Source organism: Salipiger thiooxidans (assembly GCF_900102075.1).
Lineage (GTDB): Bacteria > Pseudomonadota > Alphaproteobacteria > Rhodobacterales > Rhodobacteraceae > Salipiger > Salipiger thiooxidans.
Window position 1 is genome coordinate 1 of the sequence record NZ_FNAV01000013.1, and the last position, 25,073, is coordinate 25,073.

The 25,073-nt window shown below is 68.5% G+C and carries 26 protein-coding genes and 1 pseudogene; 16 read left to right on the top strand and 11 right to left on the bottom strand.

Features of this window, described 5'->3' with window-relative positions:
• Together BLQ77_RS18750 and BLQ77_RS18755 are read left to right on the top strand one after the other, a co-directional pair.
• Window positions 1-373, top strand: a pseudogene (locus tag BLQ77_RS18750) (transposase); the annotation flags it as partial.
• Window positions 374-431: 58 nt separating this feature from the next.
• Window positions 432-722, top strand: a complete 291-nt coding sequence (locus tag BLQ77_RS18755) for a TnsB C-terminal domain-containing protein (RefSeq protein WP_511227986.1) — start codon at window positions 432-434, stop codon at window positions 720-722.
• 368 nt (window positions 723-1,090) lie between these two features.
• On the opposite strand, the gene BLQ77_RS18760 is transcribed toward BLQ77_RS18755, so the two are convergent.
• Window positions 1,091-1,333 carry a hypothetical protein gene (locus BLQ77_RS18760; RefSeq protein WP_089961991.1) on the bottom strand — a complete coding sequence of 81 codons (243 nt, stop codon included), beginning with the start codon at window positions 1,331-1,333 and terminating at the stop codon, window positions 1,091-1,093.
• Window positions 1,334-1,615: 282 nt separating this feature from the next.
• Between BLQ77_RS18760 and murJ the strand changes: the two genes are divergently transcribed.
• The gene (gene murJ / locus BLQ77_RS18765; RefSeq protein WP_089962303.1) at window positions 1,616-3,163 is read left to right on the top strand and encodes a murein biosynthesis integral membrane protein MurJ; all 1,548 of its coding nucleotides are present in this window, start codon (window positions 1,616-1,618) and stop codon (window positions 3,161-3,163) included.
• A 12-nt stretch (window positions 3,164-3,175) separates the two neighbouring features.
• Complete coding sequence (locus BLQ77_RS18770) at window positions 3,176-4,663, top strand: phospholipase D family protein (RefSeq protein WP_089961993.1); 1,488 nt, start codon at window positions 3,176-3,178, stop codon at window positions 4,661-4,663.
• 49 nt (window positions 4,664-4,712) lie between these two features.
• Here the strand turns inward: BLQ77_RS18770 and BLQ77_RS18775 are convergent, their stop codons facing one another.
• The gene (locus BLQ77_RS18775; protein ID WP_089961996.1) at window positions 4,713-5,396 is read right to left on the bottom strand and encodes a rhomboid family intramembrane serine protease; all 684 of its coding nucleotides are present in this window, start codon (window positions 5,394-5,396) and stop codon (window positions 4,713-4,715) included.
• Between the two features lie 79 nt (window positions 5,397-5,475).
• On the opposite strand from BLQ77_RS18775, the gene trpS reads away from it, so the two are divergent.
• Window positions 5,476-6,510: a tryptophan--tRNA ligase gene (trpS, locus tag BLQ77_RS18780; protein WP_089961998.1), complete on the top strand. Its 1,035-nt coding sequence runs from the start codon at window positions 5,476-5,478 to the stop codon at window positions 6,508-6,510.
• 67 nt (window positions 6,511-6,577) lie between these two features.
• On the opposite strand, the gene BLQ77_RS18785 is transcribed toward trpS, so the two are convergent.
• Complete coding sequence (locus BLQ77_RS18785) at window positions 6,578-7,210, bottom strand: hypothetical protein (protein WP_089962000.1); 633 nt, start codon at window positions 7,208-7,210, stop codon at window positions 6,578-6,580.
• Window positions 7,211-7,281: 71 nt separating this feature from the next.
• A complete protein-coding gene (locus tag BLQ77_RS18790) occupies window positions 7,282-8,256 on the bottom strand; it encodes a DMT family transporter (protein WP_008884785.1) in 975 nt (324 codons plus the stop codon).
• A 132-nt stretch (window positions 8,257-8,388) separates the two neighbouring features.
• Here BLQ77_RS18790 and BLQ77_RS18795 point away from each other — a divergent pair, with 132 nt between their 5' ends.
• Together BLQ77_RS18795 and BLQ77_RS18800 are read left to right on the top strand one after the other, a co-directional pair.
• On the top strand, window positions 8,389-9,324 hold the full coding sequence (locus tag BLQ77_RS18795; RefSeq protein ID WP_089962002.1) for an ABC transporter ATP-binding protein: 936 nt from the start codon (window positions 8,389-8,391) through the stop codon (window positions 9,322-9,324).
• Complete coding sequence (locus BLQ77_RS18800; RefSeq protein ID WP_089962004.1) at window positions 9,321-10,082, top strand: ABC transporter permease; 762 nt, start codon at window positions 9,321-9,323, stop codon at window positions 10,080-10,082. The genes BLQ77_RS18795 and BLQ77_RS18800 overlap by 4 nt, the downstream gene beginning before the upstream one ends.
• A gap of 7 nt (window positions 10,083-10,089) precedes the next feature.
• Here the strand turns inward: BLQ77_RS18800 and BLQ77_RS18805 are convergent, their stop codons facing one another.
• The gene (locus BLQ77_RS18805) at window positions 10,090-11,151 is read right to left on the bottom strand and encodes a YeeE/YedE family protein (RefSeq protein WP_089962007.1); all 1,062 of its coding nucleotides are present in this window, start codon (window positions 11,149-11,151) and stop codon (window positions 10,090-10,092) included.
• Window positions 11,152-11,297: 146 nt separating this feature from the next.
• On the opposite strand from BLQ77_RS18805, the gene BLQ77_RS18810 reads away from it, so the two are divergent.
• The 4 genes from BLQ77_RS18810 to BLQ77_RS18825 all read left to right on the top strand — a co-directional run bounded on the left by BLQ77_RS18810 (window position 11,298) and on the right by BLQ77_RS18825 (window position 14,578).
• Window positions 11,298-11,759 (top strand): cupin domain-containing protein, encoded by a 462-nt coding sequence (locus tag BLQ77_RS18810; RefSeq protein WP_242661776.1) that lies wholly within the window; start codon window positions 11,298-11,300, stop codon window positions 11,757-11,759.
• 66 nt (window positions 11,760-11,825) lie between these two features.
• The gene (locus tag BLQ77_RS18815) at window positions 11,826-13,058 is read left to right on the top strand and encodes an MFS transporter (RefSeq protein ID WP_040383806.1); all 1,233 of its coding nucleotides are present in this window, start codon (window positions 11,826-11,828) and stop codon (window positions 13,056-13,058) included.
• Between the two features lie 194 nt (window positions 13,059-13,252).
• Complete coding sequence (locus BLQ77_RS18820; protein ID WP_089962009.1) at window positions 13,253-14,128, top strand: 50S ribosomal protein L11 methyltransferase; 876 nt, start codon at window positions 13,253-13,255, stop codon at window positions 14,126-14,128.
• Between the two features lie 105 nt (window positions 14,129-14,233).
• Window positions 14,234-14,578 (top strand): hypothetical protein, encoded by a 345-nt coding sequence (locus tag BLQ77_RS18825; RefSeq protein ID WP_089962011.1) that lies wholly within the window; start codon window positions 14,234-14,236, stop codon window positions 14,576-14,578.
• A 134-nt stretch (window positions 14,579-14,712) separates the two neighbouring features.
• Here the strand turns inward: BLQ77_RS18825 and BLQ77_RS18830 are convergent, their stop codons facing one another.
• The gene (locus BLQ77_RS18830; RefSeq protein ID WP_008885377.1) at window positions 14,713-15,000 is read right to left on the bottom strand and encodes a DUF1127 domain-containing protein; all 288 of its coding nucleotides are present in this window, start codon (window positions 14,998-15,000) and stop codon (window positions 14,713-14,715) included.
• Window positions 15,001-15,330: 330 nt separating this feature from the next.
• Here BLQ77_RS18830 and ruvC point away from each other — a divergent pair, with 330 nt between their 5' ends.
• From ruvC to ruvB, 3 genes are read left to right on the top strand one after another with little or no spacing between them, the layout of a single operon-like run.
• Complete coding sequence (gene ruvC, locus BLQ77_RS18835; protein ID WP_008885118.1) at window positions 15,331-15,819, top strand: crossover junction endodeoxyribonuclease RuvC; 489 nt, start codon at window positions 15,331-15,333, stop codon at window positions 15,817-15,819.
• A complete protein-coding gene (ruvA, locus tag BLQ77_RS18840) occupies window positions 15,816-16,487 on the top strand; it encodes a Holliday junction branch migration protein RuvA (RefSeq protein ID WP_089962013.1) in 672 nt (223 codons plus the stop codon). Before ruvC ends, ruvA begins: the two co-directional genes overlap by 4 nt.
• An 11-nt stretch (window positions 16,488-16,498) precedes the next feature.
• Window positions 16,499-17,524: a Holliday junction branch migration DNA helicase RuvB gene (gene ruvB, locus BLQ77_RS18845; RefSeq protein ID WP_089962015.1), complete on the top strand. Its 1,026-nt coding sequence runs from the start codon at window positions 16,499-16,501 to the stop codon at window positions 17,522-17,524.
• A 3-nt stretch (window positions 17,525-17,527) separates the two neighbouring features.
• Here the strand turns inward: ruvB and BLQ77_RS18850 are convergent, their stop codons facing one another.
• Genes BLQ77_RS18850 through BLQ77_RS18865 form a run of 4 tightly spaced genes read right to left on the bottom strand, consistent with a single transcriptional unit; the run spans window position 17,528 to window position 21,178 of the window.
• On the bottom strand, window positions 17,528-18,652 hold the full coding sequence (locus BLQ77_RS18850; RefSeq protein ID WP_008885494.1) for an ABC transporter permease: 1,125 nt from the start codon (window positions 18,650-18,652) through the stop codon (window positions 17,528-17,530).
• Window positions 18,649-19,572: an ABC transporter ATP-binding protein gene (locus BLQ77_RS18855; RefSeq protein ID WP_089962017.1), complete on the bottom strand. Its 924-nt coding sequence runs from the start codon at window positions 19,570-19,572 to the stop codon at window positions 18,649-18,651. The genes BLQ77_RS18850 and BLQ77_RS18855 overlap by 4 nt, the downstream gene beginning before the upstream one ends.
• Complete coding sequence (locus tag BLQ77_RS18860) at window positions 19,569-20,522, bottom strand: HlyD family secretion protein (protein ID WP_089962019.1); 954 nt, start codon at window positions 20,520-20,522, stop codon at window positions 19,569-19,571. Before BLQ77_RS18860 ends, BLQ77_RS18855 begins: the two co-directional genes overlap by 4 nt.
• Complete coding sequence (locus BLQ77_RS18865; protein ID WP_008885945.1) at window positions 20,519-21,178, bottom strand: CerR family C-terminal domain-containing protein; 660 nt, start codon at window positions 21,176-21,178, stop codon at window positions 20,519-20,521. Before BLQ77_RS18865 ends, BLQ77_RS18860 begins: the two co-directional genes overlap by 4 nt.
• A 177-nt stretch (window positions 21,179-21,355) precedes the next feature.
• Here BLQ77_RS18865 and BLQ77_RS18870 point away from each other — a divergent pair, with 177 nt between their 5' ends.
• The gene (locus BLQ77_RS18870) at window positions 21,356-23,113 is read left to right on the top strand and encodes a PHA/PHB synthase family protein (RefSeq protein WP_008884926.1); all 1,758 of its coding nucleotides are present in this window, start codon (window positions 21,356-21,358) and stop codon (window positions 23,111-23,113) included.
• On the opposite strand, the gene BLQ77_RS18875 is transcribed toward BLQ77_RS18870, so the two are convergent.
• A complete protein-coding gene (locus BLQ77_RS18875; protein WP_008883905.1) occupies window positions 23,098-23,430 on the bottom strand; it encodes a phasin family protein in 333 nt (110 codons plus the stop codon). The genes BLQ77_RS18870 and BLQ77_RS18875 overlap by 16 nt on opposite strands.
• A gap of 119 nt (window positions 23,431-23,549) precedes the next feature.
• Between BLQ77_RS18875 and BLQ77_RS18880 the strand changes: the two genes are divergently transcribed.
• A complete protein-coding gene (locus BLQ77_RS18880; protein WP_089962022.1) occupies window positions 23,550-25,070 on the top strand; it encodes a bifunctional aminoglycoside phosphotransferase/ATP-binding protein in 1,521 nt (506 codons plus the stop codon).
• Window positions 25,071-25,073 lie beyond the last annotated feature (3 nt).

A 25,073-nucleotide genomic window follows, 5' to 3' on the forward strand; every position in this document is an offset into this window, starting at 1 on the left:
AGGAGATCGGCAGTGTCACGGCAGACGGTGCCTACGACACCCGCAAGTGCCACGATGCCATCGCTGAACGCGGCGCTCACGCCGTTATTCCACCCCGCAGGAACGCCAAGCCGTGGAAGGTGATCAAGCTGGCGCGGCCGCCCGAGACGAGGCCCTGCGCGCCGCGAAATACCTCGGCCGGGCCCTCTGGCGACGATGGAGCGGATACCACCGCAGGAGCCGCGTCGAGACCAAGATGCATTGTGTGAAACTGCTGGGCCAGCGGCTCATGGCACGGGACTTCGACCGACAGGTCGCCGAGCTCCAAGTCCGCATCGTCGTCCTGAACGGCTACACCGCGCTCGGCATACCCGTCACGGAAGCAGTGGGATAAGTCCGTCCGGGGAAAGGGGAACCTCGGCGTTCAGCCGATTTGTGCAACAGAGCCCCCGCTGGCCCAGGCGGCCGAATGCGAAAGCACATGGCACCATCATGGCTGGATCGGAACACTTGTGACCGACATGGGGCCTGCCTTCGTCTCGGACGCCTTCCAGGCAACGGTAGCGTCGCTTGGGGTCACGCCGCATTTGCCGCCCGCTGGCATCCCCTGGATGCGGGGGCACATCGAGTCCTTCTTCCGCACTCTCGGGCATCAGCTCATGCCGCTGCTGGCAGGCCGGACCTTCTTCGACACTGTTGATCGCGGCGACTACCCTTCAGAAATGCCTCGCCTGTCTGTGTGATGACGACCTGATAAAGGTCCTGCTGACCTATATCGTTGATATCTATCACAACCAGCCACACGGCTCGCTGAAAGGGGAGACCCCGAATGCAGCTTGGAAGCGGCCGGTGGCAGAACACGGGACGCCTCCGGTTCCGGATGGCCTGACCCTCAGGAAGGCATTTGGTAGACCGATGCCTCGGAAGCTCAATGACGAGGGCGTGCTGTTCTCGGGGCTCAGCTATAGCTGCGAGGCGCTGCGGGAAGCCTATGGATGCTCCGTCCTTCTCGAATGGCTACAGCACGCACCACATTGGGACATTGCGATGCCGTCAGGTGGCGGCATCCACGCCATCGGCAGAGCCGGCCGCAGGCGCAAACCAAAAGACCTCAGAACATGCCGTTTTCGTTGGCGGCGGCTTCCGGGTCGTGCCGGATGTCGTCGTCGGCGACGACGGATGCGCTCTCTTCCACCTTGTGATCGAGGAACACGCTTTGGTGGAACTCGGTCACCAGCTCGAGATTGGCGGCCTCCTGCCCGGCGTCCCGTTTGGTCGACCGGGCCAGGACGGGGCTTGTGAGGAGCGAGGAGGCTGCGAGCGCTCCCGGCAGGGTGAGAAGATGAAACCGCATGAATAACATCCTCTTGGTGTTGGTCCGATCCTGCCCGGACAGGCGCTGCAGATCATGAGAACACGACGCCTGACGAGATGGTGAGGCGGGCGCCCGCGCCCGCTTCGCACCAGCGCTCCCCCACGCGACCCGCCCCGCGCCAGCAGCCCTGCCGCGACACAAGGCAGACCCGGCCAGGAAAGGCTCACGCTCCGCGGCGGCTCTTCCTCCGCCACGAGCGATAGGCTAGTGCTTGCGGAAGCCCATGGGTACATCATGGGCAGCACAGGGGCCGAGCTTTTCATGAAACCCATCCGCCTGATTTCCGGCATTCTCACCGTCGGGTTCTGGACGCTGGCGAGCCGCGTGCTCGGCGTCGCGCGCGAGATCTTCATTCTCGCCTACATCGGGCCCGGCCCGGTGATGGACGCGTTCGTCGCGGCCTTCCGCCTGCCCAACATGTTCCGCCGGTTCTTCGCCGAGGGCGCCTTCAACGCCGCCTTCGTGCCGATCTTCTCAAAGAAATACGAGGGAGAGGAGGACCCGCTGCGCTTTGCCCGCGATGCGCTGAACGGACTCGCCTTCGTGCTTCTGATCCTGAGCGCTCTGGCGCTGATCTTCATGCCGGCGCTGGTCTGGGCTACCGCGGGCGGCTTTGCCGGGGACGAGCGGTTTGCCCTCACCGTGGGCTACGGCCGCATCATCTTTCCGTACATCCTGCTGATCTCGCTGGCGGCGCTGTTCTCGGGGGCCCTCAACGCGACCGGGCATTTCGCCGCCGCCGCCGCCGCGCCGATCCTGCTCAACGTCTTCGTCATCATCGCCATGGCGGTGGGCGCGGCGCTCGGGGGCGATGTGGTGCTCTGGCTGGTCTGGACGATCCCGCTGGCCGGGGCGGCGCAGCTCGCTCTGGTCTGGATCGCCGCCGAGCGCGCAGGCATCAAGGTGCGGCCCGGGATGCCGCGCCTGACCCCCGACATGAAGCGGCTGGTGCGGGTCGCAGTGCCCGCGGCGCTGGCAGGTGGGGTGATGCAGGTAAACCTGCTGGTGGGCCAGCAGGTGGCCTCGCAGTTCGACAAGGCGGTGGGCTGGCTCTACGCCGCCGACCGGCTCTACCAGCTGCCGCTCGGCGTGGTCGGCATCGCCGTCGGCATCGTGCTGCTGCCGGACCTCTCGCGGCGGCTCAAGGCGGATGACACCGAGGGCTCGCGACACGCCTTCTCGCGCGCCGGAGAGATGGCGCTCGCGCTCACCGTGCCCGCCGCGGTGGCGCTGATGGTGATCCCTCTGCCCATGGTTTCGGTGCTCTTCGAGCGCGGCGCGACCAAGGCCGACGACAGCGCCGCCATCGCGCTGGCGGTGGCGATCTACGGGCTCGGACTGCCCGCCTTCGTGCTGCAGAAAGTGCTGCAACCACTGTTTTTCGCCCGCGAGGACACCCGCACGCCCTTCCGCTACGCGGTCTGGTCGATGGTGGTGAACGCTGTTCTGGCGATCGGCCTCGTGCCGCTGATGGGCTGGATCGCCCCGGCCGTCGCGACCACTGCCGCGGGCTGGGTCATGGTGGTCATGCTCGCCGTCGGAGGCCGCCGCATCGGCGAGGTCGCGCGTTTCGACGCCCGTTTCCGCTGCCGGGTGCCACGCATCATCGCGGCGTCCCTTGCGATGGGAGCAATTCTCTGGGGAACCTATCTGCTTCTCGCGCCCTTCCTGAACATGGACTACTGGCGCTATCCCGCGCTGTTGCTGCTGCTTGCCATGGGCCTCGTGTCCTACGGCGTGGCAGGACACGCGTTCGGCGCCTTCAGATTGTCCGAATTCAGTTCGGCCTTCCGCCGAGGACGCAGCTAAGGACCCCGTCACGTGACGCTGACTTCGTTGATTACCGCATCCGAAGGCTTTCCTGCCCTGGAACGCCTCGCAGCCTCTGCGCGCGAGGAGCTGGTGCTGTCATTCCGCATCTTCGACCCGCGCACGAAGCTGCGCAGCCCTGAGCTGAGGGAGCGCGGGCTCGAGACATCGGCCGACCTGCTGGCGATGATCGCCCGGCGAGGCGTGCGCATCCGCATGCTGCTGTCCGACTTCGACCCGGTCTTCACTTCAGACCTGCACCGGCTGGCGTGGAGCTCGGCCAGCGGTTTCGCCTCGGTGTTGCAGGGCGACGCCAGGGTGATCTGCGCGCCGCATGGCCAGATGGCCGGGCCGCTCTGGCGGGTCATGATGCGCGGCCGCATCATGCGCATGCTCAACAAGCTGCGAAGCGACGAGCCGACGCGGCTCACCCCTGTCCAGCGCTCGCTGCTCGAGGGCCCGGTGCCGCTGCGCCCGGTGACCATCCACCAGAAGTTCGCCGTGGCCGACAGCGCCCGCTGCATCATCGGCGGGCTCGACGTGAATGAGCGGCGTTACGACGATTTCGAGCACGACCAGCCCGCCGAGGAGACCTGGCACGACGTTTCGATGCAGGTGGACGACGCGGATTTCGCTGCCGCCCTGCGCCTGCATTTCTCCGAAACGTGGAACGCCGCGCTCGATTGCGGCAGCCCCTGCCTCAACGGCACCGCCGAGCGCATGCCCACCGACGTGCGCCCCCAGACGTCGCCGGACCTGCGGCTGGTGCGCACCGTCTCGTCGCCCTGCCCGGGGCCCCTGCGGCTGGCGCCGCGGGCCAGCGTGCAGGAGCATGAAAAGGCGATGATCGCGCTCATCGGCGAGGCGCAGCACCACATCTACATCGAGACCCAGTTCCTGCGGCACCGGCCCATCGTCGATGCGCTGGTCCGCGCCGGCGAGCGGATCGCGGACCTGCAGCTCGTGATCATCCTGCCGCCCGCCGCCGAGCGGGTGCTGTTCAACAGCGACGTGGGCTGGGACGCCCGCCACGGCCACGCGCTGCAGACCGAAGCGGCGCAGCGCCTCGGCAAGATCTATGGCGACCGGCTGGCGATGATCTCGCCCGGACAGACCCGCCCGGCCGAGGAAGGCGCCGCCGACATGCTCGATGCGGGTCCGATCTACGTGCACTCCAAGGTCATCGTGGTCGACGACCGCGTGGGCATGGTGGGCTCGGCCAACCTCAACGGCCGCTCGATGCGCTGGGACACCGAGGCCTCGGTGCTGTTCCGGCGCCCCGAGGACGCCAAGGCGCTGCGCGAGCGGCTGGCCACGAAATGGCTGGGGCCGCGGCTGGGCGCGCAGAGCACGGTGCTGGCCAAGACCTGGCGACAGGCGGCGCTCGCCAATGCCGCCGTGCCCCCGGAAGAGCGCGAGGGCTTCGCCCTGCCCTACCCCAGTGCGAGCGGCAGGAAGTTCTCGCGCTTCGTGCCGGTGCTGCCGGCGGACATGTTCTAGGGGCGCCCCGGGCCCCTCAGGGCCACGCGCACCCGGAGGCCCCGGAGGCTCAGTCCCGGCGCAGGCGCGACAGCAGCCGTGCCCAGCCACCGGGCACCAGCACGATGCTCAGGAGGAAGCCGGTGACGAAGCCGGCGAGGTCGGCCACCCAGTCGAGGGTGCCTCCGAAGATCAGCCCGAAGACCAGTTGCACCGCCAGCAGCATCCCGATCAGCGAGAACGCCCGGATCTGCTGCGCGCCCACCTGTCCGAGCCGCAGCCAGAGCAGGTAGGTGAAGCCCCCGATCAGCCCGTAGACCGGCGGGAAGGCCCCGATCAGCGGGAATCTCGTGTCCAGGAAGCCGTAGGCCAGCGCGCCCATGATGCTCGAGGCGAAGAAGATCGCCACGAAGCGCACCGGGCCCAGCGCCTCGGCCACCATCTTGCCCATGGCAAGCAGCATGACGGCTGCAAACATCGCGTGGGTGAAGCTGCCGTGGATGAACGGGTAGCTGACGAAGCGCACGAGATGCTCCGGTGGGAACTGCCCGGTCCCCAGCATCCATTGCATCACCGGCGCCGAGAAGGCGAAGCGTTCCAGCGCGTCGAGACGCCAGCCGACGGCGCTGGCACCGCCCACCACGCCATAGGCGCCGAGCGAGAACACCGCCTCGATGCCGACGATCACGATGGCCAGGGCCATCACCACGGGTGGCAGCGGGTTCAGGGGCGGTTCGTTGTGAGGATGCACCATGGGCGGGGGCTCTTTCTTGACGGCATGTCGGGGCATGGGTAAGCCAGCCCCAGCCGAATTTCCAGACGGAGTATGCCCCATGTCCGAGGCGGCCCAGCCCACCCCCGCCTTCACACCGCGTGTCTTTTCCGGCATCCAGCCCTCGGGCGGCCTGACGCTCGGCAATTACCTCGGCGCGATCAAGCGTTTCGTGGACATGCAGGGGAGCGGTGTCGAGACGATCTACTGCGTCGTCGACATGCACGCCATCACGGTCTGGCAGGACCCCGCCGCGCTGGTGCGCCAGACCCGCGAGCTGACCGCCGGCTACCTTGCCGCGGGTCTCGATCCGACCCGATCGATCCTCTTCAACCAGAGCCAGGTGGCGGAACACGCCCAGCTCGGCTGGATCTTCAATTGCGTCGCCCGGCTTGGCTGGATGAACCGCATGACCCAGTTCAAGGACAAGGCCGGCAAGAACGCCGAGAAAGCCTCGCTGGGGCTTTATGCCTATCCCGCGCTGATGGCCGCCGACATCCTGCTCTACCACGCCACCCACGTGCCCGTTGGCGAGGACCAGAAGCAGCACGTCGAGCTGACCCGCGACATCGCCGCCAAGTTCAACCACGACTTCGGCACCGAGTTCTTCCCGATGACCGAGCCGGTGATCGAGGGCGCCGCAACGCGCGTCATGTCGCTGCGCGACGGCTCCAAGAAGATGTCGAAGTCCGATCCCTCGGACGCCAGCCGCATCAACATGACCGATGACGCCGACGCCATCGCCAAGAAGATCCGCAAGGCCAAGACAGACCCCGAGCCCCTGCCCTCCGAGGCCGCAGGTCTTGCCGAGCGTCCCGAGGCGCGCAACCTCGTCAACATCTACGCGGCGCTCTCGGAGCAGACCGTCGAGCAGGTGATGGCCGAGGTGGGCGGCAAGCCGTTCTCGGAGTTCAAGCCGCTGCTGGCGGATCTGGCGGTCGAGAAGCTGGCGCCGATCTCGACCGAGATGGCGCGCTACATGCAGGACCCGGCCGAGATCGACCGCATCCTCAAGGACGGCGCCGGACGCGCCCGCGCCATCGCCGCGCCGATCCTGCAGAAAACCTATGAAATCGTGGGGATGGTGGGCGCCTGAGCGCCCCGGACCCGACCTTGCAGCACATTCCGGGACCGTTCCGACGGTCCCGGTCCCGCCCTGCAGCCTAAGCCTGGCCGGTCAGTCCGGCCCGGGCAGCAATGCGCAGCGCGTGGCTCGGGTCGCGCGCCACCGGCGGCATCACCGGATCGTAGGCCGCGCGCAGCACCCCACCGATCTCGGGGCGCAGCACGACGCGGCCATCCTCGAGCCGGCCCAGCGGCGAGCGGCTTGCGAAGGCGCTCTCGGACCACAAGAGCATCACCTGCAACACCTGGCTCAGTGCCAGTTCCTCGGCGGGCTGCGCCGCCATCGCCTTGTCCATGCGCAGGAAGACAAACCCCGCCTTGATCGCGCCGGTCTCGTCGAAGCGGAAGACCCGGTACTGGTTGGCGCCCGTGGCTTCGAGCCGGGCGATCATCGGGTCCAGCCCCTCGATCAGGCGGTCGAGATCTGGCACGCCGCGCAATTCGGCCCAGTCGCGGAAGAAGAACACCATCACGTTGGCACCGAGCTCGGGATCGGTCTCGGCCATCTTGTGGCCGGAGAGCGCGCAAAGCGCCTCGAAGGCGCCCTTGATCACCGAGAGCGTGGCGTCCTCGACCCCGAAGACGATGGGCACGATCGGCCGCCCCCAGCGGGCGCAGAGATAGCTGCCGTCCTGGCGGGTGAACAGGGCCTCGACGTCGGCGGGCAGCATGGCGTCTCCTTCTCGTTCGCGGTGCTTGCGGGGCGCTTATAGAGGCCGCCGGCGGGCAGAGCCAAGCCGGTTCAGCGCCGCCCCCAGAGCCTGCGCCGCCCCGGGGCCGGGCTTTGCCGGCGCCGCTCGCGCAGGAAGACGAAGAGCCCCGCCCCCACGATCAGCGCGCAGCCGGCCCAGACGCTGGCGCCCGGCCATTCGCCGAAGATCAGCCAACCCCAGAGAATCGCCAGCGGCAGGCCGACGTATTCGAAGGGCGCCACGGTCGCCGCCTCGGCCATGCGGTAGGCGGCACTGAGCGCGTAGCCCACGAAACCCGACAGCGTGCCGAGGACCAGCATCACCAGGGCGTCGCGCCCTTCGGGCCAGATCCACGGCCGCAGCAGGAAGGCCAGCGCCTCGCTCTCGACCCGGTCGACGTAGCGCCCGTCGCCCGCCACCAGCCAGAAGCCGAAGGCCACCACGAGGAAGGTCACCTGCAGGTAGACCGCCAGCACCGAGGCCCGCGTCGTCAGCCCGAGCTTGCGGGTCATCACCTGCAGGATCGCGTAGAAGAAGGCCGAGATCACCGGCAGCAGCAGCACGATGCGCGAGGTGGCAAGCTCTTCCTTCCACGGCTGCTGCATGATCAGCACCCCGATGAAGCCCACCACCACCGCGCCGATGCGCAGCGGGCCGACCTTCTCGCCGAGGAACGGAATCGAGAGCAGCGTGATGAAGAGCGGCGCCACGAAGAACAGCGCCGTAGCCTGCCCCAGCGGGATCACCGCCACCGCCGCGTAATAGGTCATGTTGGCCAGCACCACCATCAGCCCCCGCGCCACATGCAGCAGCGGCGTGCGGGTCCGCAGCAGCGACCAGCCGCCCTCGAGCTTCACGAGGCTCAGGGTGATGACCAGCCCGACGCCCGCGCGTACCGCGACGATCTCGTGCAGCGGATACCCGCCCGAGAGCAGCTTGATCAGCATGTCGTTCACCGAGATGGCAACGACGCCGAAACAGATGAAGAGGATGCCCAGGCCCGGCCGGTCGGAGAGTGCTTTCATGGCTCTCGCGACTACCCCGGCCCCCGCAACGGCGCCAGATCAAATCGCCGCGCACAGGGGGGCCTGCGCCAGCGAACGTTGCGTTCCTGCACGGGCAGCCTAGGTTCTGCGGGCAAGACGGGAGGACGCGACATGGCGATGGTCGAGCTGCGGCAGGTCCGCAAGATCTACGACGGCGGATTCGAGGCGCTGAAGGGCGTCGACCTCGATATCGAGGCGGGCGAGATCCTCGCGCTGCTCGGACCAAACGGCGCCGGCAAGACGACGCTGATCTCGACGGTCTGCGGGCTGGTGACGCCAAGCTCCGGCACGCTCACCGTGGGCGGGCACGACGTGCTTGCCGATTACCGCGCGGCGCGCTCGCTGATCGGGCTGGTGCCGCAGGAGGTCAGCCTCGAGCCATTCGAGAAGGTCTCCAACACCGTGCGCCTGTCGCGCGGGCTGTTTGGCAAGCCGCGCAATGACGCGCTGATCGAGGATATCCTCCGGCGGCTGTCGCTCTGGGACAAGCGCGACCAGCCGATTCGCGCGCTCTCAGGCGGCATGAAACGCCGCGTGCTGATCGCCAAGGCCTTGAGCCACGAGCCCGAGGTGCTGTTCCTCGACGAGCCCACCGCGGGCGTCGACGTCGAGCTGCGCCGCGACATGTGGGAGATCGTGGCCGACCTGAAGGCGCGCGGGGTGACGATCATCCTCACCACCCACTACATCGAGGAAGCCGAGGCCATCGCCGACCGCATCGGCGTCATCAACAACGGCGAGATCCTTCTCGTCGAGGAAAAGGCCAGCCTGATGAAGCGTCTCGGGCGCAAGGAGCTGCGGGTCGAGCTGGACGAGCCGGTCGCGTCCATCCCCGCCACGCTGCAAGACCGCAGCCTGCGGCTGGAAGAAGACGGGCGCGTGCTGGTCTACGACTACGACACCGCCGCCGAGCGCACCGGCCTCGCCCATCTGATGTCCGAACTCAGCGCCGCCGGGCTCCGGGTCCGCGACGTCGACACCCGCAAGAGCACTCTCGAGGACATCTTCGTCGGGCTCGTGCACAAGCAGGAGGAGAACGCGGCATGAACTGGCGTGGCATCTGGGCAATCTACCACTTCGAGATGATGCGGTTCTTCCGCACCCTGCTGCAGAGCTTCATCTCGCCGGTGATCTCGACCTCGCTCTATTTCGTGGTCTTCGGCACCGCCATCGGCGCCCGCATCGACGAGGTCGAGGGCGTGAGCTACGGCGCCTTCATCGTGCCGGGGCTGGTGATGCTTTCGGTGATCACGCAGGCGATCTCGAACGCCTCCTTCGGGATCTACTTCCCGAAGTTCATCGGCACCATCTACGAGCTACTGTCGGCCCCGCTGAACTTCATCGAGATCACCATCGGCTACGTTGGCGCGGCGGCGACCAAGTCGCTGTTCATCGGCACCGTCATCCTCGCCACCTCGTCCTTCTTCGTGGATCTCGAGATCCAGCACCCGGTGGCAATGCTGGCCTTCCTGCTGCTCACCTGCCTCAGCTTCGCGCTGCTGGGCTTCATCCTCGGGCTCTGGGCGGGGAACTTCGAGCAGCTGCAACTGGTGCCGCTGCTGGTGGTCACGCCGCTCGTGTTCCTCGGCGGCTCGTTCTACTCGATCTCGATGCTGCCGCCGGTGTGGCAGACGATCACGCTGTTCAACCCGGTGGTCTACCTGATCTCGGGCTTCCGCTGGTCGTTCTTCGGACTTGCCGACGTGCCCGTGGGGCTGAGCCTCATGGCCATCGGCGCCTTCACCGCGCTCTGCGTGGGCGTGATCTGGTGGATCTTCCGCAGCGGCTGGCGCCTGCGGTCCTGAGCGGGCCTCAGGCGACGGCACCCTGCCGTCGCCCGCCCATCAGCACGTCGGTGGTCATGCCGCCGATCCACATGCAGAACAGCGCCAGCCACGCAGTGCCCACGAAGATCGAGCCGCCGGTGACGCCCGCGCCGATGGCGCAGCCCCCGGCCAGCATGCCGCCGAAGCCCATCAGCGCGGCGCCGATCATGGCGTTGCGCAGCGGCGTCGGGCCGTCGAAGCCCTGCACCTTCAGCTCGCGCGCCCAGGCGGCAGCGAGAAAGGCGCCAAGGAAGACCCCCGGCACCAGCCCCACGTCGAATTCGAGCACCGCGTCGCGGTCGAGGAAGAACATCAGCGTGTGCGCCGAGGGTCCGGTGAAGGTCGCGCTCTCGATCTGCACCGGCTCGAAGGCCACGTTGGCCAGCGCGTAGGTCAGCACCCAGCCCAGCGCCACCGCAAAACCCACGCCCGAGGCGAAGACCAGCCGGCGCACCCCGATGCGGTTGCGCCGCGACAGCTCGAGCGCCACCAGCGCGATGGCGAGCCCGATCACCAGCCCCGCCCCGCGCGGCAAATGCGCCGCCGCCAGCAGGTCCATGTTGCGCCCGCCCGTGGTCACCCAGAGCGCCGCGATCCGGTCGCGCAGCGGCGACAGCACCCCCGCGAGGCTCATCTGCGCCACCACCGCGAAGATCAGCCCCGAGATCACCGACCGCAGGTTCCCGGTCGCCGCCATCACCAGAAGCCGCCCCGAACAGCCGTTGGCCAGCACCATGCCCGCGCCGAACATCAGCCCGCCGACGATGGCCCCCGACCAGCTTCCCGGCACCGCCATCATCCGCGCGTTCGAGGCATCGAAAACCCCCAGCAGCTGCGCGCCCTGCACCCAGACCAGCGCCGTCGAGAAGGTCAGCAGCCAGACCGACACCTTGTCGCGCATCTCTCCCCGTGCGAACTCGACCACCGCGGCCCGCAGGCAGAACCGCGAGCGCTGCGCCGCGACGCCGAAGACGACGCCGGTGAGCACTCCGAAAAGGGCGGCGGTCGGCGCCTCTCCCAATCTGTCGACCAAAGCGACGAGATCCATGCTGCGTCCTCCTCTCGGCCCGGCTGCATGGAAGACGAATGCCCGCATTCGAATATGATTCCCATGATTCAGATCATGTGCCGCCAGTTCGCGACATCGACGTCGCATTCCGTCGCGCGCCGGCACCAAGCCGCGAGAGCGCCCTCATGGAAGATCCCATGGCCGCGCCCGGGATCGACGTCGCCATCCTGCCCCAGATCGCCGCGCTGATGACGCTGGCGGTGGCCGCCAAGGAGCGGGAGGCGCCGCTTGAAGGGGGCGGGGATCCGGCCTTCGGCACGGAGCGCTGGCGGACCCTGTTCTCGGGCGACCGCAGGCCGACCCGCGGCATGGTGCCGGGCATCGCCGAGTTCGCCCTCTCCGGCACCCTCCTGCCCCACCGCCACGGGCACGGGTACGAGAAGATCTGCTTCGGCCTCTCCGGCGGCGGCGTCGTGCCCATCGACGGCGTGCCGCACCCGCTCGGCCCCGAGGTCGCGCTCTACTTCCCCGAGGACGCCGAGCGCGGCACCGTCGCCGGACCCGGCGGCCTGCGCTTCCTCTACGTCTTCCCCCGCGACAGCTTCGCCGACGTCGAGCACCGCTTTTCCTCCGCAACAAAGGCGTGAGACCTGTGCATCGGCGCAGACAGGTTGCGCTCGCCAAATACGTGCAGAACGGCTAGAGCGGATCCCATGAACCGTACCGTGCCCCTCGCCGACGCGGGTGCCCTGCCCTGGTGGCAACGGCCCGTGACGCTGCTCTTCCTCATGGCCGTGGCCATGCCCCTCAGCTTCGCCACATGGTCGGCCCTGCTGAACAACTTCGTCATCGATGCCGCCGATTTCGACGGCTCCGACATCGGCTGGCTGCACAGCGTGCGCGAGATCCCGGGCTTCCTCGCCATCGGGGTCATCCTCGTGCTCCTGGTGATGCGCGAACAGGTGCTGGCGCTCTCGGCGCTGGCGCTGCTCGGCGCCGCCACCGCCGTCACCGCCTGGTTCCCGTCGATGGCGGGCATCCTGATCATCACCATGCTCAGCTCCATCGGCTTCCACTACTACGAGACCGTGAACCAGAGCCTGCAGCTGCAATGGCTGCCGAAGGAGCGCGCCCCCCAGATGCTGGGCTGGCTGCTGGCGGCGGCAAGCGGCGCCACCTTCGTGGCCTACGTGCTGATCGTGATGACATGGGAGGCGTTCGAACTCTCCTACAATACCGTCTACCTCGCCTCGGGCGGCATCACGCTGGTGCTCGTCGCATGGTGCGCCATCGCCTTCCCGCAGTTCGAAAGCCCGACGCCCCAGCGCAAGAGCTTCGTGCTGCGCCGGCGCTACTGGCTCTACTACGCGCTGCAGTTCATGTCCGGCGCGCGGCGGCAGATCTTCGTGGTCTTCGCGGGCTTCATGATGGTCGAACGCTTCGGCTTCGCCGTGCACGAGGTCACCGGGCTCTACCTCATCAACCTGATGGTCAACCTCGTGGCTGCCCCGCTTCTCGGCAAGGCGGTACACCGCTTCGGCGAGCGCCGGGTGCTGATCTTCGAATACACCGGGCTGACGCTGGTCTTCCTCTGCTACGGGGGGCTCTACTGGTTCGGCTGGGGCGTGGTACTGGCGGCGGTGCTCTACGTCATCGACCACATCTTCTTCGGCCTCGCGCTGGCGCTGAAGACCTATTTCCAGAAGATCGCCGACCCCGCCGACATCGCTCCCACCGCCGCCGTGGCCTTCACCATCAACCACATCGCCGCGGTCTTCCTGCCGTTCCTGCTGGGCTATCTCTGGATGGTCTCGCCGGGCGCGGTCTTCGGCCTCGCCGCCTGCATGGCGCTGATCTCGCTCAGCCTCGCGCTGCTGATCCCGCGCCACCCGGTGCCCGGCCACGAGACGGTCTTCACCACCGCCCTCCCCGCCCCGGCGGAGTGACCGCCGGCGCCTCACACCACAGCGATCGATGACGTATGACCGGGCCCGCACCGCGCCCGGGTTTCCACTGGCTCCAAATATCCCGGGGGAGTCCGCGCCAGCGGACGGGGGCAGCGCCCCCTCGGCGCGCTCCGCCCCTTCCAAAGTTCCGGCAAACGCGCTATCCGGCGCCCAAGCCACCAAGGATTGCCGTCATGCCCAGGACCTGGACCGCCTTCACCAAGCTCTCCGACAAGGACGCCGCCGACACGCTCGGCGAGGCGATGGAGGATCTCGAGCCCACGCCCACCGGCGTCGGCGTCTTCGAAATCGAGGACGGCTCCGGCACTTGGGAGGTCGGCGGCTACTTCACCGAGGCCCCCGACGACATCGAGCTTGCGCTGCTCGCCGCCGCCTATGACGCCAAGCCCTTCGTCGTTTCCGAGGTCCCCGACCAGGACTGGGTCGACAAGGTCCGGCGCGAGCTGACCCCGGTCGAGGCCGGGCGGTTCTTCGTCTACGGCAGCCATGACGCCGACAAGATCCCCGAGGGCGCCGAGCCGCTGCTGATCGAGGCCGCCATGGCCTTCGGCACCGGCCACCACGGCACCACGCTCGGCTGCCTGCGGGCGCTCGACCGTCTCGCCACCGGCGGCTTCACCGGGCGCAGCGTCGCCGACATCGGCTGCGGCACCGCGGTGCTCGCCATGGGCGCCGCCCGCATCTGGCCGGACCCGGTGATCGCCTCGGACATCGACGAGGTCGCGGTCGAGGTGGCCGAGGCCAACGTCCGCGCCAACGCGCTCGAGGGCAAGGTCACCTGCGTCGAGGCCGCCGGCTTCGACAACCCCGAGCTCGCCGCCCGCGCGCCCTTCGATCTGGTCTTCGCCAACATCCTCAAGCAGCCGCTCATCGACCTCGCGCCGCACATGGCGTCGCATCTGGGCGACGGCGGCTACGCAATTCTGTCGGGCATCCTGACCCGGCAGGCCGACGAGGTGGTCGAGGTTTATCTCCAGAACGGCATCAATCTCGCGCACCGCGAAGAGATTGGCGATTGGGTGACGCTGACGCTCCGCAAAGGCGCTTGAGAACCGCCCCATTTGGGGAAAACTCAAGGCAATCGCCTCAAATTTGCCGCAATTTCTACGCATATCCAAAAGCAATCGGTGGGGGCCGATTGCGACGAGGCTGCCATGGACAAGGGGATCCGTGAGTTCGAGAGGCGTCACCGCGCCGTGACGGCCAAGCATCGCCGGCTCGCGGAAGGCTACGTCACAAGGCTGAACCCCAACGGCACCATCGAACACAGGCCGGTCCGGCGCGTGCGGGTGCTGCCTCTCAAGGGGCTGGCGCTTGCCGTTACCGGCTTCGTCGCGTTCAAGGGGTATCTTCTGGCCAGCCTCGGCCCGGCGGACTACGCCACCCACGTCGCCCATCTCGGCGGCGGAAGCCTGCTCGAACAGGCGGGATCGTGGCTGATGGGTGCGGACCCGGCAAGCCGCTGGATCGCCGCGCAATTCCTCGGTGTCCTGTCCTGATCCCCGTCACACCCGGGCGTTGACAGACGCTCTCCCCCAAGGTCCCGCCCTGTCCGACCCCCGAAAATGATCAAGGCCGCGTCTTCCACCAGGAAGCCGCGGCCTTGTGTCAGGTCGGTCGGGGGCGCGAGGGATCAGCGGCCGCGAACGACGAGCTCGATGTCGCCACGAGTCAGACCGATATCGTCGAGTTCGCGGTCGGTAAGCGCCTGGAGGCTCTTGCGGGTCACGCGGGCGTCGTTCCAGTCGATGATCGCGTCGGCGACGTTCGAGACGAAGCGGCTGATGCTCGATGCGATAACGACCGAAGCCGAGGCGCTTTGCTCGGGAGCGGCGCCGAAGCCGGTGACGAAAACGGATCCGATGCGACCGGCGAGGCCGGCAGCACCGTCGTGCGTGCGGGAAGTGTCAATTGCCGACATAGGTCAGAATCCTTGTCTTGGAGTTTTCAGAGTGCCTGATTTCTATGCGGAATTAGTGGCAGGAATGCGTATCCACAACGCGCATTCCTGCATGGTCCGTATGCAGTTTTCGAATAGCTCAGAACTTGGGATGACGCTCGCTAACTGCGCTTAATTCATGGGCGGAACTGGGTCGCGAATATACAATTCGATGTCGCAAACAGGCTCCGCTGCCATCGGATGCGGCACTGCAGCATGACCGCCCCTCACGCAGCCCTCGCTTGGCCCTTGGCGGATGTTCGCGTTTCGTGCTACTCCACCTGCAACAACAACCAAAAAAGGTGGGCAGGCATGAGGGTTCTGGGCATCGATCCGGGCCTGAGGCGCCTCGGATGGGGAATCATCGAGGCCGAGGGCAGCCGTTTGCGGCATGTCGCGAACGGTGTCTGCGAATCGGGAACCGGCGAGCTTGCGGTGCGCCTGCTGTCGATCCACCGCCAGCTGACCGAGGTGCTGCGCCAGTATGCGCCCGACGTCGCCGCGGTGGAACAGACCTTCGTGAACAAGGACGCGGCGGGCACGCTGAAGCTTGGCCAGGCGCGCGGCATCGCGCTGCTGGTGCCGGCACAGTTCGGGCTCGAGGTCGGGGAATACGCGCCCAACTCGGTCAAGAAGACCGTGGTGGGCGTCGGACACGCGGACAAGCGGCAGGTGGATCACATGGTGAAGATGCAGCTTCCCGGCGTCCAGATCGTCGGTCCCGACGCCGCCGACGCGCTGGCCATCGCCATCTGTCATTCCCGCCACTTGGGCGGACGAGAGCTGAGGATCCGGGCATGATCGGACGCATTGCAGGACGCATCGAATACAAGGGCGAGGACCACGTGCTCATCGACGTGCGCGGGGTCGGCTACATCGTCTACTGCTCGGACCGGGTGTTGGCCTCGCTGCCGCGCCCGGGCGAGGCGGCGGCGCTCTACACCGACCTGCTGGTGCGCGAGGACCTGCTGCAACTCTACGGCTTCCCGACGCTGGTCGAGAAGGAATGGTTCCGCCTGCTGATGACGGTGCAGGGCGTGGGCGCCAAGGCCTCGCTCGCGATCCTCGGCACGCTGGGGCCCGACGGCGTGAGCCGGGCCATCGCGCTTGGCGATGCCAATGCCATAAAGGCGGCGCGCGGCATCGGCCCCAAGACCGGCCTGCGGGTGGTCAACGAGCTCAAGGACAAGGCCCCGATGGTCATGGCCATGGGCGCGGGCACCATCGCCAGCGCCGGGCCCGAGGTGATCGACGACGCCACTATCCCCTCGGCCCCTGCGCCCGCCCCTGCCCAGGCAGCGCCGAGCTCGGCCCCCGCCCAGTCCGAGGCGCTTTCGGCGCTCTCCAATCTCGGTTATGCCCCCGGAGAGGCCGCCGCCGCCGTGGCGCAGGCCGCGGGAGAGGCCCCCACGGCCACGACCGCCGAACTGATCCGCGCGGCGCTGCGCCTGCTGGCCCCCAAGGGATGACGCTGTAAGCCATGACCGAACCCGACCCGACCCTGCGCCCGCAGCGCCTGCCCGAGGACGAGGGCCGTGCCCTGCGCCCGCAGATGCTCGACGATTTCGTCGGACAGGCCGAGGCGCGCGCCAACCTCCGGGTCTTCATCCAGTCCGCCCGCTCGCGCGGCGAGGCGATGGACCACACGCTCTTCCACGGCCCGCCGGGCCTCGGCAAGACGACGCTGGCGCAGATCATGGCGCGCGAGCTGGGCGTCAACTTCCGCATGACCTCGGGGCCGGTGCTGGCCAAGGCCGGCGATCTCGCCGCGATCCTGACCAACCTCGAAACCCGCGACGTGCTCTTCATCGACGAGATCCACCGCCTGAACCCGGCGGTGGAAGAGGTGCTCTACCCGGCGATGGAGGATTACGAGCTCGACCTGGTGATCGGCGAGGGCCCCGCCGCCCGCACCGTGCGCATCGAGCTGCAGCCCTTCACGCTGGTCGGCGCCACCACCCGGCTCGGCCTGCTGACGACGCCGCTGCGCGACCGCTTCGGCATCCCGACACGGCTGCAGTTCTACACGGTGGACGAGCTCAACAGCATCGTCACCCGCAACGCCGAGAAGCTGGGCGTGCGCGCCGAGCCTGCCGGTGCGCGCGAGATCGCCCGCCGGGCGCGCGGGACGCCACGGATCGCCGGGCGCCTGCTGCGCCGGGTCGTCGACTTTGCCGTGGTCGAAGGCAATGGCGTGGTGACGCAACAGCTTGCCGATGGCGCGCTGACCCGGCTGGGCGTCGACGGCATGGGCCTCGACGGCGCCGACCGGCGCTACCTGAGGCTCATCGCCGAGCATTACGCCGGCGGGCCGGTGGGGATCGAGACCATCTCGGCCGCGCTCTCCGAGAGCCGCGACGCCATTGAGGAGGTGATCGAGCCCTACCTTCTGCAGCAGGGCCTTATTCAGCGCACCCCGCGCGGGCGGATGCTGGCGCAGCGGGCGTGGGATCACCTCGGGATGCCCGCGCCCAAGCCCCCCGGGCAGGCGACGCTTTTCGACTGAGCCTCAGTCGAGCGTCCGCCGGAACCGCATCAGCGCCGCCAGCGACAGCATCAGCACGAAAACGGTCAGCGCCAGCAGCGACTGCGCGACCGTGTGCACGTCCGCGCCCTTGAGCATCACCGAGCGGATCAGCCGCAGGAAATGGGTGAGCGGGAAGATCTCGCCCAGCGCCTGCGCCCAGCCGGGCATCCCGCGGTAGGGGAACATGAAGCCCGAGAGCATCAGCGACGGCAGGAAGAAGAAGAAGGTGAGCTGCATCGCCTGCATCTGGGTGCGCGCCACGGTCGAGATCAGGTAGCCGAGGATCACCAGCGCCAGCACGAAGACGAAGATCCCGAGCAGGATCACCGACAGGCTCCCCATCATCGGCACGGCAAATATCATCCGCGCCGCCGCCAGCACCACCACGACCTGCACCGCGCCCACGCCCAGATAAGGCACCACCTTGCCCAGCATGATCTCGAGCGGCGTGGCGGGCATTGAGAGCAGGTTCTCCATCGTGCCCCGCTCGATCTCGCGGGTCAGCGCCATGGCGGTCATCATCACCATGGTGAGCTGCAGGATCACCCCCAGCAGCCCCGGCACGATGTTGTACTGGGTCACGCCCTCGGGGTTGTAGCGCTTGTGGACCACGACCGAGAGCGCGGCGGGATCGGCGGACGTGTTCCCGGTCTCGCGCTGAAGCGCCTGCTGCGCCACGGTCCCCAGCGTCGAGATCGCGCCCGAGGCCGCCGAGGGGTCGGTGGCGTCGGCCTCGATCAGGATGGTCGGCGCATCGCCCTTCTCGACCCGCTTGCCGAAATCCGACGGCACCGTCACCACGAAAACCACGTCCCCCCGCGAGATCATCTCCTCGGCCTCCGCCGCCGTCGCGTCTGGGGCGACGAAGCGGTAGTAGCCGGTGAGTTCGAGCGCGCCGACCATGGCGCGGGTGAAGCGGTCCTGCGTAGGGGCGACGAGGGCGGCCGGCAGCTCCTTGGGATCGGTGTTGATGGCAAAGCCGAAGAGCATGAGCTGCACCAGCGGGATGCCGATCATCATCGCGAAGGTCACCCGGTCGCGGCGCATCTGGATGGTCTCCTTGACCAGCAGCGCCCAGAGCCGCGCGAAAGAGAGCCAGCGGCTCATGACATGTTGTCCCGGGCATCGCCCATGAGCTGGATGAACACGTCCTCGAGGCTGGTCTCGGCGTCGGCGACCTGCGTGCCGGTCTCGGCGGCCACCCGCGCGACGGTACGGCGCAGCGCCTCGCCGTCGCGCCCGACCACGTGCAGCGTGTTGCCGAAGGGAGCGATCTGGTCGACGCCCTCGGCCCCGCGCAGCTTGTTCGCCGCCTCGGACGTCGCCTCGCCGGTCACCACCACAGTGGTCAGCCCGGCATCGCGCACCACCTCCTCGACCGTGCCCTGCGCCACCAGCGTGCCATAGGATATGTAGTTGATCCGGTGGCAGCGCTCGGCTTCGTCCATGTAGTGGGTCGAGACCAGAACCGTGAGTCCGTCGGCGGCCAGCCGGTGGATCTCGTCCCAGAAATCGCGCCGCGCCTTGGGATCCACGCCCGCCGTGGGCTCGTCGAGCATCAGCAGTCGCGGCTTGTGCATCACGCAGGCGGCCAGCGCCAGCCGCTGCTTCCACCCGCCCGAGAGCGAGCCCGCGAGCTGCCCGCGCCGGGTCCAGAGCCCGAGATCCTTGAGCGTGTCCCGCACCACCTCGCGCCTGCGCCGCATCTGGTAGAGCCCGGCGACGAAGCTCAGGTTCTCCTCGATCGTCAAGTCCTCGTAGAACGAGAACTTCTGCGTCATGTAGCCGACCTCGCGCTTGATCGCGCCGCGCTCGGTGAGGATGTCGTGGCCCAGCACCCGCCCCGAGCCGCCGTCGGGCTGCAGAAGCCCGCACATCAGCCGGATGGTCGTGGTCTTGCCCGAGCCGTTGGGTCCGAGGAAACCCGCGATCTCGCCCTTCGCCACGCTCAGCGACACCCGGTCCACCACGGTCCGCTCGCCGAAGCGCTTGGTCAGCTCCGAAACCTCGATGGCGGGGGTGCTCACTGGCCGTCTCCCGCCAGTCTCACGTCGACGATCTGACCGGGCTTCAGCGTGCTGTCCCCCTCGGGCCGGGCCTCGATCAGGTAGACCAGCTTCTGGCGGTTCTCGAGCGAGTAGATCACCGGCGGCGTGAACTCCGCCGCGTCCGAGATGTAGGTCACCCGCGCGGTCTGGCCCCCGGCGCAGCCGTCGCAATTCACCGCCAGCAGCGTGCCCACCGCGACATGGGAGAACTCGGTCTCGGGCACGTAGAGCCGCAGCTTCACCCCGCCCTCGGCCAGCATCGAGAGCACCGGCGCCGAGGGGCCCGCGATCTCGCCCTCGCGGCGGATGACATCGAAGATCCGGCCCGGCGCGGGTGCGGTCAGCGAACGCTGGTCGAGATCCCAGGCCGCCTTGTCCCGGGCCGCCTGCGCGCCCTCGAGCGCGGCCTCGGCGGCGGCGATCTCGTGGGCACGGGCGGGCAGGCGCGCCACTGCGAGCTCGGCCTCGATCTGGGCCACCTGCGCATCGGCGACCTTGGCGGCGGTCACCGCGTCGTCGCGCTGGCTCTCGGTCACCGCCCCGCGCGAGGCAAGGCTGACCATGCGCTGCTCGGTGCGGGCGGCGTCTTCGGACTGGGCCCGGGCCGAGGCGAGCGTGGCCTCGATGGCCTGGATCTCTGCCGGGCGCTTGCCCTCCTGCAGGTCCATGAGACGACTGCCGGCCTCGGCCAGCGCCGCCTCGGTCTGCGCCAGCGCGATCTCGGCGTCGCGTCGCTCCATCGCCACCAGCGGCGCGCCCTCGGCCACGGTGTCGCCGCTCGCCACCGCGATGCTGCGCACCTGCGCCGTGGCGACGGGGGCGATCAGGGTGAAGTCACCCTCGACGTAGCCCGTGGCCAGCGGCCCCGGCTCGGCGCAGGCGGAGAAGAGTGTCGCCGCAAAGGGCAGCACACAGAGAAACCCGGTCATCTCCGGCTCCTTTCGATGGCGGTGCGCATCTGCGCCACCAGCGCTTCGGCAATGAGGTCGGTCTCGACATCGCCGACGCTCTCCCAGTCCATGATCCGGCGCACCACCGGCTGGCCGACGCGGAAATACAGCGCCTGCCCCACCATGGCGAAGACCGCGAGCTTCACCTCGTCCGCCCCGGCGGGCTGCCCCGTGGCGATCGACCAGAGCTGGCAGAGCTCGCGATGCTTGGGCGCGACGATGTGGTCGTGCAAAAGCTGCGCCGTGGTTTCCGAGGCGTTCATCTCGCGCACGAGAAAGCCCACCATGCTGCGCGCCGCGTCGCCACGCACCAGCATCCCCACCAGCCCCCTCAATGTCCGTTCGAGGCACGCGACGGCTGCCTCGGGGCTCAGCCCCTCGTGGTCGCGCGGCACGCCCACGGCCTGCGCGATGCGCTCGGCCGCGGCGCGGGCGCAGGCCTCGTGCAGCCCGGCCTTGCCGCCGAAGTGATAGGCGATGGAGGCGACATTGGTGCCTGCCCGCTCGGCCAGCCGCCGGGTGCTGGTCGCGGCATAACCCTCGGCCCCGAAAAGCTCGAACCCCGCGTCGATGAGATTGGCGCGGGTGGTCTCGGCGGAATTGCCCGATTCGGGCGGGAGGGCTTTCTGGGTCATGCCTCTCTTTAATCAATCGTTTGATTGAATTCAACCAAGGCGATTTCTTGCGGACTCGAGACCGTCATCCGGGCGTGCTATCGATCGCACAGGACGCCACGTCACCCGCGCGGCTTGCGTTCGGTCAAAGTGATCCCCCGGGAAACGTGTCACACCCGGGGCGCGAATGGAGGAGCCATGAGACACGCCGGAAACCCCACCCCCGAAGACACCCAGGCCCCGGTCGCAACTGTCGCAACTGTCGAGCCCCACAGGCACGACACCATCGACCGTGCCTTCCACGCCACCCTCGGCAGCCTGACCGGGGGCCTGTCGCCCATGGCGCTCGCAACCGCGTGGTACGACTGGGCCGTCCACCTCGCCGGATCCCCAGCAAAACAGGCCGAACTGCACGAGAAGGCCGTCGCCAACGCCGCCCGCGCGCTGCAGGCCGGCGCAACCTGCGCCCTCGCGCCCGAGGGCCGGGGCTGCGCCGAGATGGCCGCCGACCGCCGCTTCCGCAGCCCGGACTGGCGGCAGTACCCGTTCAACCTTTACGCCCAGCTCTTCCTGCTGACCGAGGACTGGTGGAACGCCGCGACCACCGGCGTGCCCGGCGTGGCCCCGCGCCACGAGCAAATGACCAATTTCGCCGCCCGCCAGACGCTCGACATGATGGCGCCGTCGAACTTCGCACTGACCAACCCGGTGGTGCTTGAGCGGACCAAGGCCGAACGCGGCGCCAACCTCGTGCGCGGCCTCCACAACCTGCTCGAGGATTTCGCCCGCTACGCCGAGGACGCCCCGCCGGACACCGGCAGCTACGAGGTCGGGCGCAACCTCGCCGTGACGCCCGGCGAGGTGATCCACCGCAACCGCCTGATGGAGTTGATCCGCTATCGCCCGGTGACCGAAACGGTGAAGGCCGAGCCGCTGCTGATCGTGCCGGCGTGGATCATGAAATACTACATCCTCGACCTTTCGGCCCATAACTCCATGGTGCGCTACCTCGTGGAGCAGGGGTTCGAGGTCTACATGGTTTCGTGGCTGAACCCGGGCGCCGACGAGGCGGACCTGTCGATGGAGGATTACGTCCGGCTGGGCGTGCTCGAGGCGCTCGACGTCATCGGCCGCGCGGTGCCGGACCAGAAGGTGCACGCGGCGGGCTACTGCCTTGGCGGCACGCTGCTCTCCATTGCCGCGGCCAGCATGGCGCGGGACGGCGACGACCGGCTGGCGAGCATGACGCTGCTCGCGGCACAGGTGGATTTCACCGAGGCCGGAGAGATCACGCTTTTCATCGACGACAGCCAGGTCGCCTTCCTCGAGGACATCATGGCCGAGCAGGGCTATCTCGGCTCCAACCAGATGGCCGGGGCCTTCCAGATGCTGCGTTCGAACGACCTGATCTGGTCGCGCACCATCCACGACTACCTGCTGGGCGAGCGCGGCGGCATGAACGACCTGATGGCGTGGAACGCCGACGCGACGCGCATGCCGGCGCGGATGCACTCCGACTACCTGCGCGACCTCTTCCTCGACAACCTGCTGGCGCTTGGCCGCTACAAGGTCGGCGGCAGCACCGTGTCTCTCGAGGATATCGAAATCCCGGTCTTTGCCGTGGGCACCGAGAAGGACCACGTTGCGCCGTGGAAATCGGTCTGGAAGATCAACCGCTTCGCCGACGGCGAGAACACCTTCCTGCTGACCAGCGGCGGCCACAACGCCGGCATCGTCTCAGAGCCCGGCCATCCCCGGCGGCAGTACCGCATCGGTGCCGTGACCGGCCACGCCGAAGAGGCGGAGCACTGGCTCGCGCACCACGACCCGGTCGAGGGATCGTGGTGGCCGGAATGGACGAAATGGCTCGACGGACGCTCCACCGGCACGCGCCCCGCGCTTGCGGAGACGCTGCCCGCCCTCGAACCGGCGCCGGGGCGCTACGTCTTCGGCTGACCGGAGCCGGGGAACCAGATGCGGGCCGTCAGCTCTGCCATGCGGCCCGCATGGGCGCGGTAATCCTTGACCGCCTTCTGCCAGAACGCCGCCTGGATGCCGATCAGCTCGGACGGGTTGTTGCAATGCATCGCGCGGTGATGGGTTTCGACATCCTGCCGCACGCGGTCGGCGTAGAAGCTCTGCATCTCGCTGCCCAGGTCGAGCCACGCGTCCATCGCGGCGGTCACCGCGTAGGGCTCGAGATCCCAGCGAATCCGGAATTCATCCGGTTGCGCATCGGGCTTGAGCCGGCCTGTCGGGGTGAACATGTTCATTTTGGGGCCTCCTCCCTTCGATGATCCCGAATTGTACCACAGGCGAGGCGAGTCGCCCTTGATTACGGTCATGGAAGGGGGGCCGCCCGCATGGCATTCACGACGGGCAGGAGTGCCCCATGAGCCAGGATCAGACAGAGGCCATCGCCTTTCTCTCGGACCCCGCCAACCACGCGGGCGACGAGGTGCGCCACGTGCAGACCCACGGCGCCCACGTCTTCCTCGCCGGGCCGGACGCCTACAAGATCAAGCGGGCGGTGCGGTACGACTACCTCGATTTCTCGACCCTGCCGCTGCGACACGACATGCTCGCCCGCGAGCTCGAGCTGAACCGCCCCACCGCGCCCGAGATCTACCGCGACCTCGTCCCGCTTGTGCGCGCGGCGGATGGCGGGCTCGCGCTCGGCGGCGATGGCAAGGTGGTGGAATGGGTGCTGCGCATGGCGCGCTTTCCAACCGAGGACGAACTCTCGGCGGTGGCCGAGCGCGGCGATCTCGACGACGCACTGGCAGAGGCGCTCGGCACCGAGGTGCAGGCCTATCACGCCCGTGCGCCCCGTCGCGATGCAGATGGAGCGGCGCTGATGGCGGCCATCGTGACCGAGCTCGAGGACGCCTTCGCCGGCATGACCGAGGACCTCGGCCCCGGGCCCGTCTCGCGGTTCCACGCCACCGCCCGGCCCCTGCTCGGGCAGCTCTCCCCGCTGCTGCGCGACCGTGCGGGGGACGGCCACCTGCGCCGCGCCCATGGCGATCTCTACCTCAACAACATCGTGCGCATCGGTGGGCGGCCGGTGCTCTTCGACGCGCTGGAGTTCGACGAGACGCTCGGCACCTGCGACGTGCTCTACGACCTCGCCTTCCTCGTGATGGACCTGCGGCACCGGCATCTCGACCGCGCCGCCTGCCTCACCCTCGACGCGTGGCTCTTCGCCGCCGGAGGGGCCGAGGACGCGGGCCTTGCCGCCCTGCCCTTCTTCATGGGCATCCGCGCCGCGATCCGCGCCATGGTCGAGGTCCAGACCGGGCGCGCCGCGGGCGGGGCGGCAGAACACGCGGCCCGGGCGCGGGAGTTCCTCGACGACGCGCTGGTAGTCTTCGCCCCTCTCCCGCCGCGGTTGCTGGCGATCGGCGGACTCTCGGGCACCGGCAAGACCACGCTGGCGCGCGACCTCGCGCCGCTGCTCGCGCCCACGCCCGGGGCCGTGCACCTGCGCAGCGACCTCGAACGCAAGCGCCTCGCCGGGGCCGCGCCGCTCGAACACCTGCCGCCCGGAGCCTACACCCCCGCCGCAACCCGCGCGGTCTATGACCGACTGCTGGGCCGCGCCGAAACGCTGCTGGGCGCCGGGCGCAGCGTGTTGCTGGATGCCACCTGGCTCGCCCCCTCCGAACGGGCCGATGCCGAGGCGCTGGCGCAGCGCGCCGGGGTCCCGTTCTCGGCGCTCTGGCTCGAGGCGGACACCGGCACCCTGCAAGACCGCGTCGCGGGCCGTCGCCAAGACGCTTCGGATGCCACACAGGAGGTTGTCGCAAGGCAGGCGCTGCACGCCCGCGTGCCGGAACACTGGCTCCGCATCGATGCGTCCAGATCCCCCGGGGATACGCTGCTGGACAGCCGGACCGCGCTGGGGCTGTGACCG

Bases quoted from the DNA above. Each gene is read 5' to 3' on its own strand.
- BLQ77_RS18760 (WP_089961991.1), bottom strand. From the start codon at position 1,333: ATGCGGTTTCATCTTCTCACCCTGCCGGGAGCGCTCGCAGCCTCCTCG.
- murJ (WP_089962303.1), top strand. From the start codon at position 1,616: ATGAAACCCATCCGCCTGATTTCCGGCATTCTCACCGTCGGGTTCTGG.
- BLQ77_RS18775 (WP_089961996.1), bottom strand. From the start codon at position 5,396: ATGGTGCATCCTCACAACGAACCGCCCCTGAACCCGCTGCCACCCGTG.
- trpS (WP_089961998.1), top strand. From the start codon at position 5,476: ATGTCCGAGGCGGCCCAGCCCACCCCCGCCTTCACACCGCGTGTCTTT.
- BLQ77_RS18785 (WP_089962000.1), bottom strand. From the start codon at position 7,210: ATGCTGCCCGCCGACGTCGAGGCCCTGTTCACCCGCCAGGACGGCAGC.
- BLQ77_RS18790 (WP_008884785.1), bottom strand. From the start codon at position 8,256: ATGAAAGCACTCTCCGACCGGCCGGGCCTGGGCATCCTCTTCATCTGT.
- BLQ77_RS18795 (WP_089962002.1), top strand. From the start codon at position 8,389: ATGGCGATGGTCGAGCTGCGGCAGGTCCGCAAGATCTACGACGGCGGA.
- BLQ77_RS18800 (WP_089962004.1), top strand. From the start codon at position 9,321: ATGAACTGGCGTGGCATCTGGGCAATCTACCACTTCGAGATGATGCGG.
- BLQ77_RS18805 (WP_089962007.1), bottom strand. From the start codon at position 11,151: ATGGATCTCGTCGCTTTGGTCGACAGATTGGGAGAGGCGCCGACCGCC.
- BLQ77_RS18810 (WP_242661776.1), top strand. From the start codon at position 11,298: ATGGAAGATCCCATGGCCGCGCCCGGGATCGACGTCGCCATCCTGCCC.
- BLQ77_RS18815 (WP_040383806.1), top strand. From the start codon at position 11,826: ATGAACCGTACCGTGCCCCTCGCCGACGCGGGTGCCCTGCCCTGGTGG.
- BLQ77_RS18820 (WP_089962009.1), top strand. From the start codon at position 13,253: ATGCCCAGGACCTGGACCGCCTTCACCAAGCTCTCCGACAAGGACGCC.
- BLQ77_RS18825 (WP_089962011.1), top strand. From the start codon at position 14,234: ATGGACAAGGGGATCCGTGAGTTCGAGAGGCGTCACCGCGCCGTGACG.
- BLQ77_RS18830 (WP_008885377.1), bottom strand. From the start codon at position 15,000: ATGTCGGCAATTGACACTTCCCGCACGCACGACGGTGCTGCCGGCCTC.
- ruvC (WP_008885118.1), top strand. From the start codon at position 15,331: ATGAGGGTTCTGGGCATCGATCCGGGCCTGAGGCGCCTCGGATGGGGA.
- ruvA (WP_089962013.1), top strand. From the start codon at position 15,816: ATGATCGGACGCATTGCAGGACGCATCGAATACAAGGGCGAGGACCAC.
- ruvB (WP_089962015.1), top strand. From the start codon at position 16,499: ATGACCGAACCCGACCCGACCCTGCGCCCGCAGCGCCTGCCCGAGGAC.
- BLQ77_RS18850 (WP_008885494.1), bottom strand. From the start codon at position 18,652: ATGAGCCGCTGGCTCTCTTTCGCGCGGCTCTGGGCGCTGCTGGTCAAG.
- BLQ77_RS18860 (WP_089962019.1), bottom strand. From the start codon at position 20,522: ATGACCGGGTTTCTCTGTGTGCTGCCCTTTGCGGCGACACTCTTCTCC.
- BLQ77_RS18865 (WP_008885945.1), bottom strand. From the start codon at position 21,178: ATGACCCAGAAAGCCCTCCCGCCCGAATCGGGCAATTCCGCCGAGACC.
- BLQ77_RS18870 (WP_008884926.1), top strand. From the start codon at position 21,356: ATGAGACACGCCGGAAACCCCACCCCCGAAGACACCCAGGCCCCGGTC.
- BLQ77_RS18875 (WP_008883905.1), bottom strand. From the start codon at position 23,430: ATGAACATGTTCACCCCGACAGGCCGGCTCAAGCCCGATGCGCAACCG.
- BLQ77_RS18880 (WP_089962022.1), top strand. From the start codon at position 23,550: ATGAGCCAGGATCAGACAGAGGCCATCGCCTTTCTCTCGGACCCCGCC.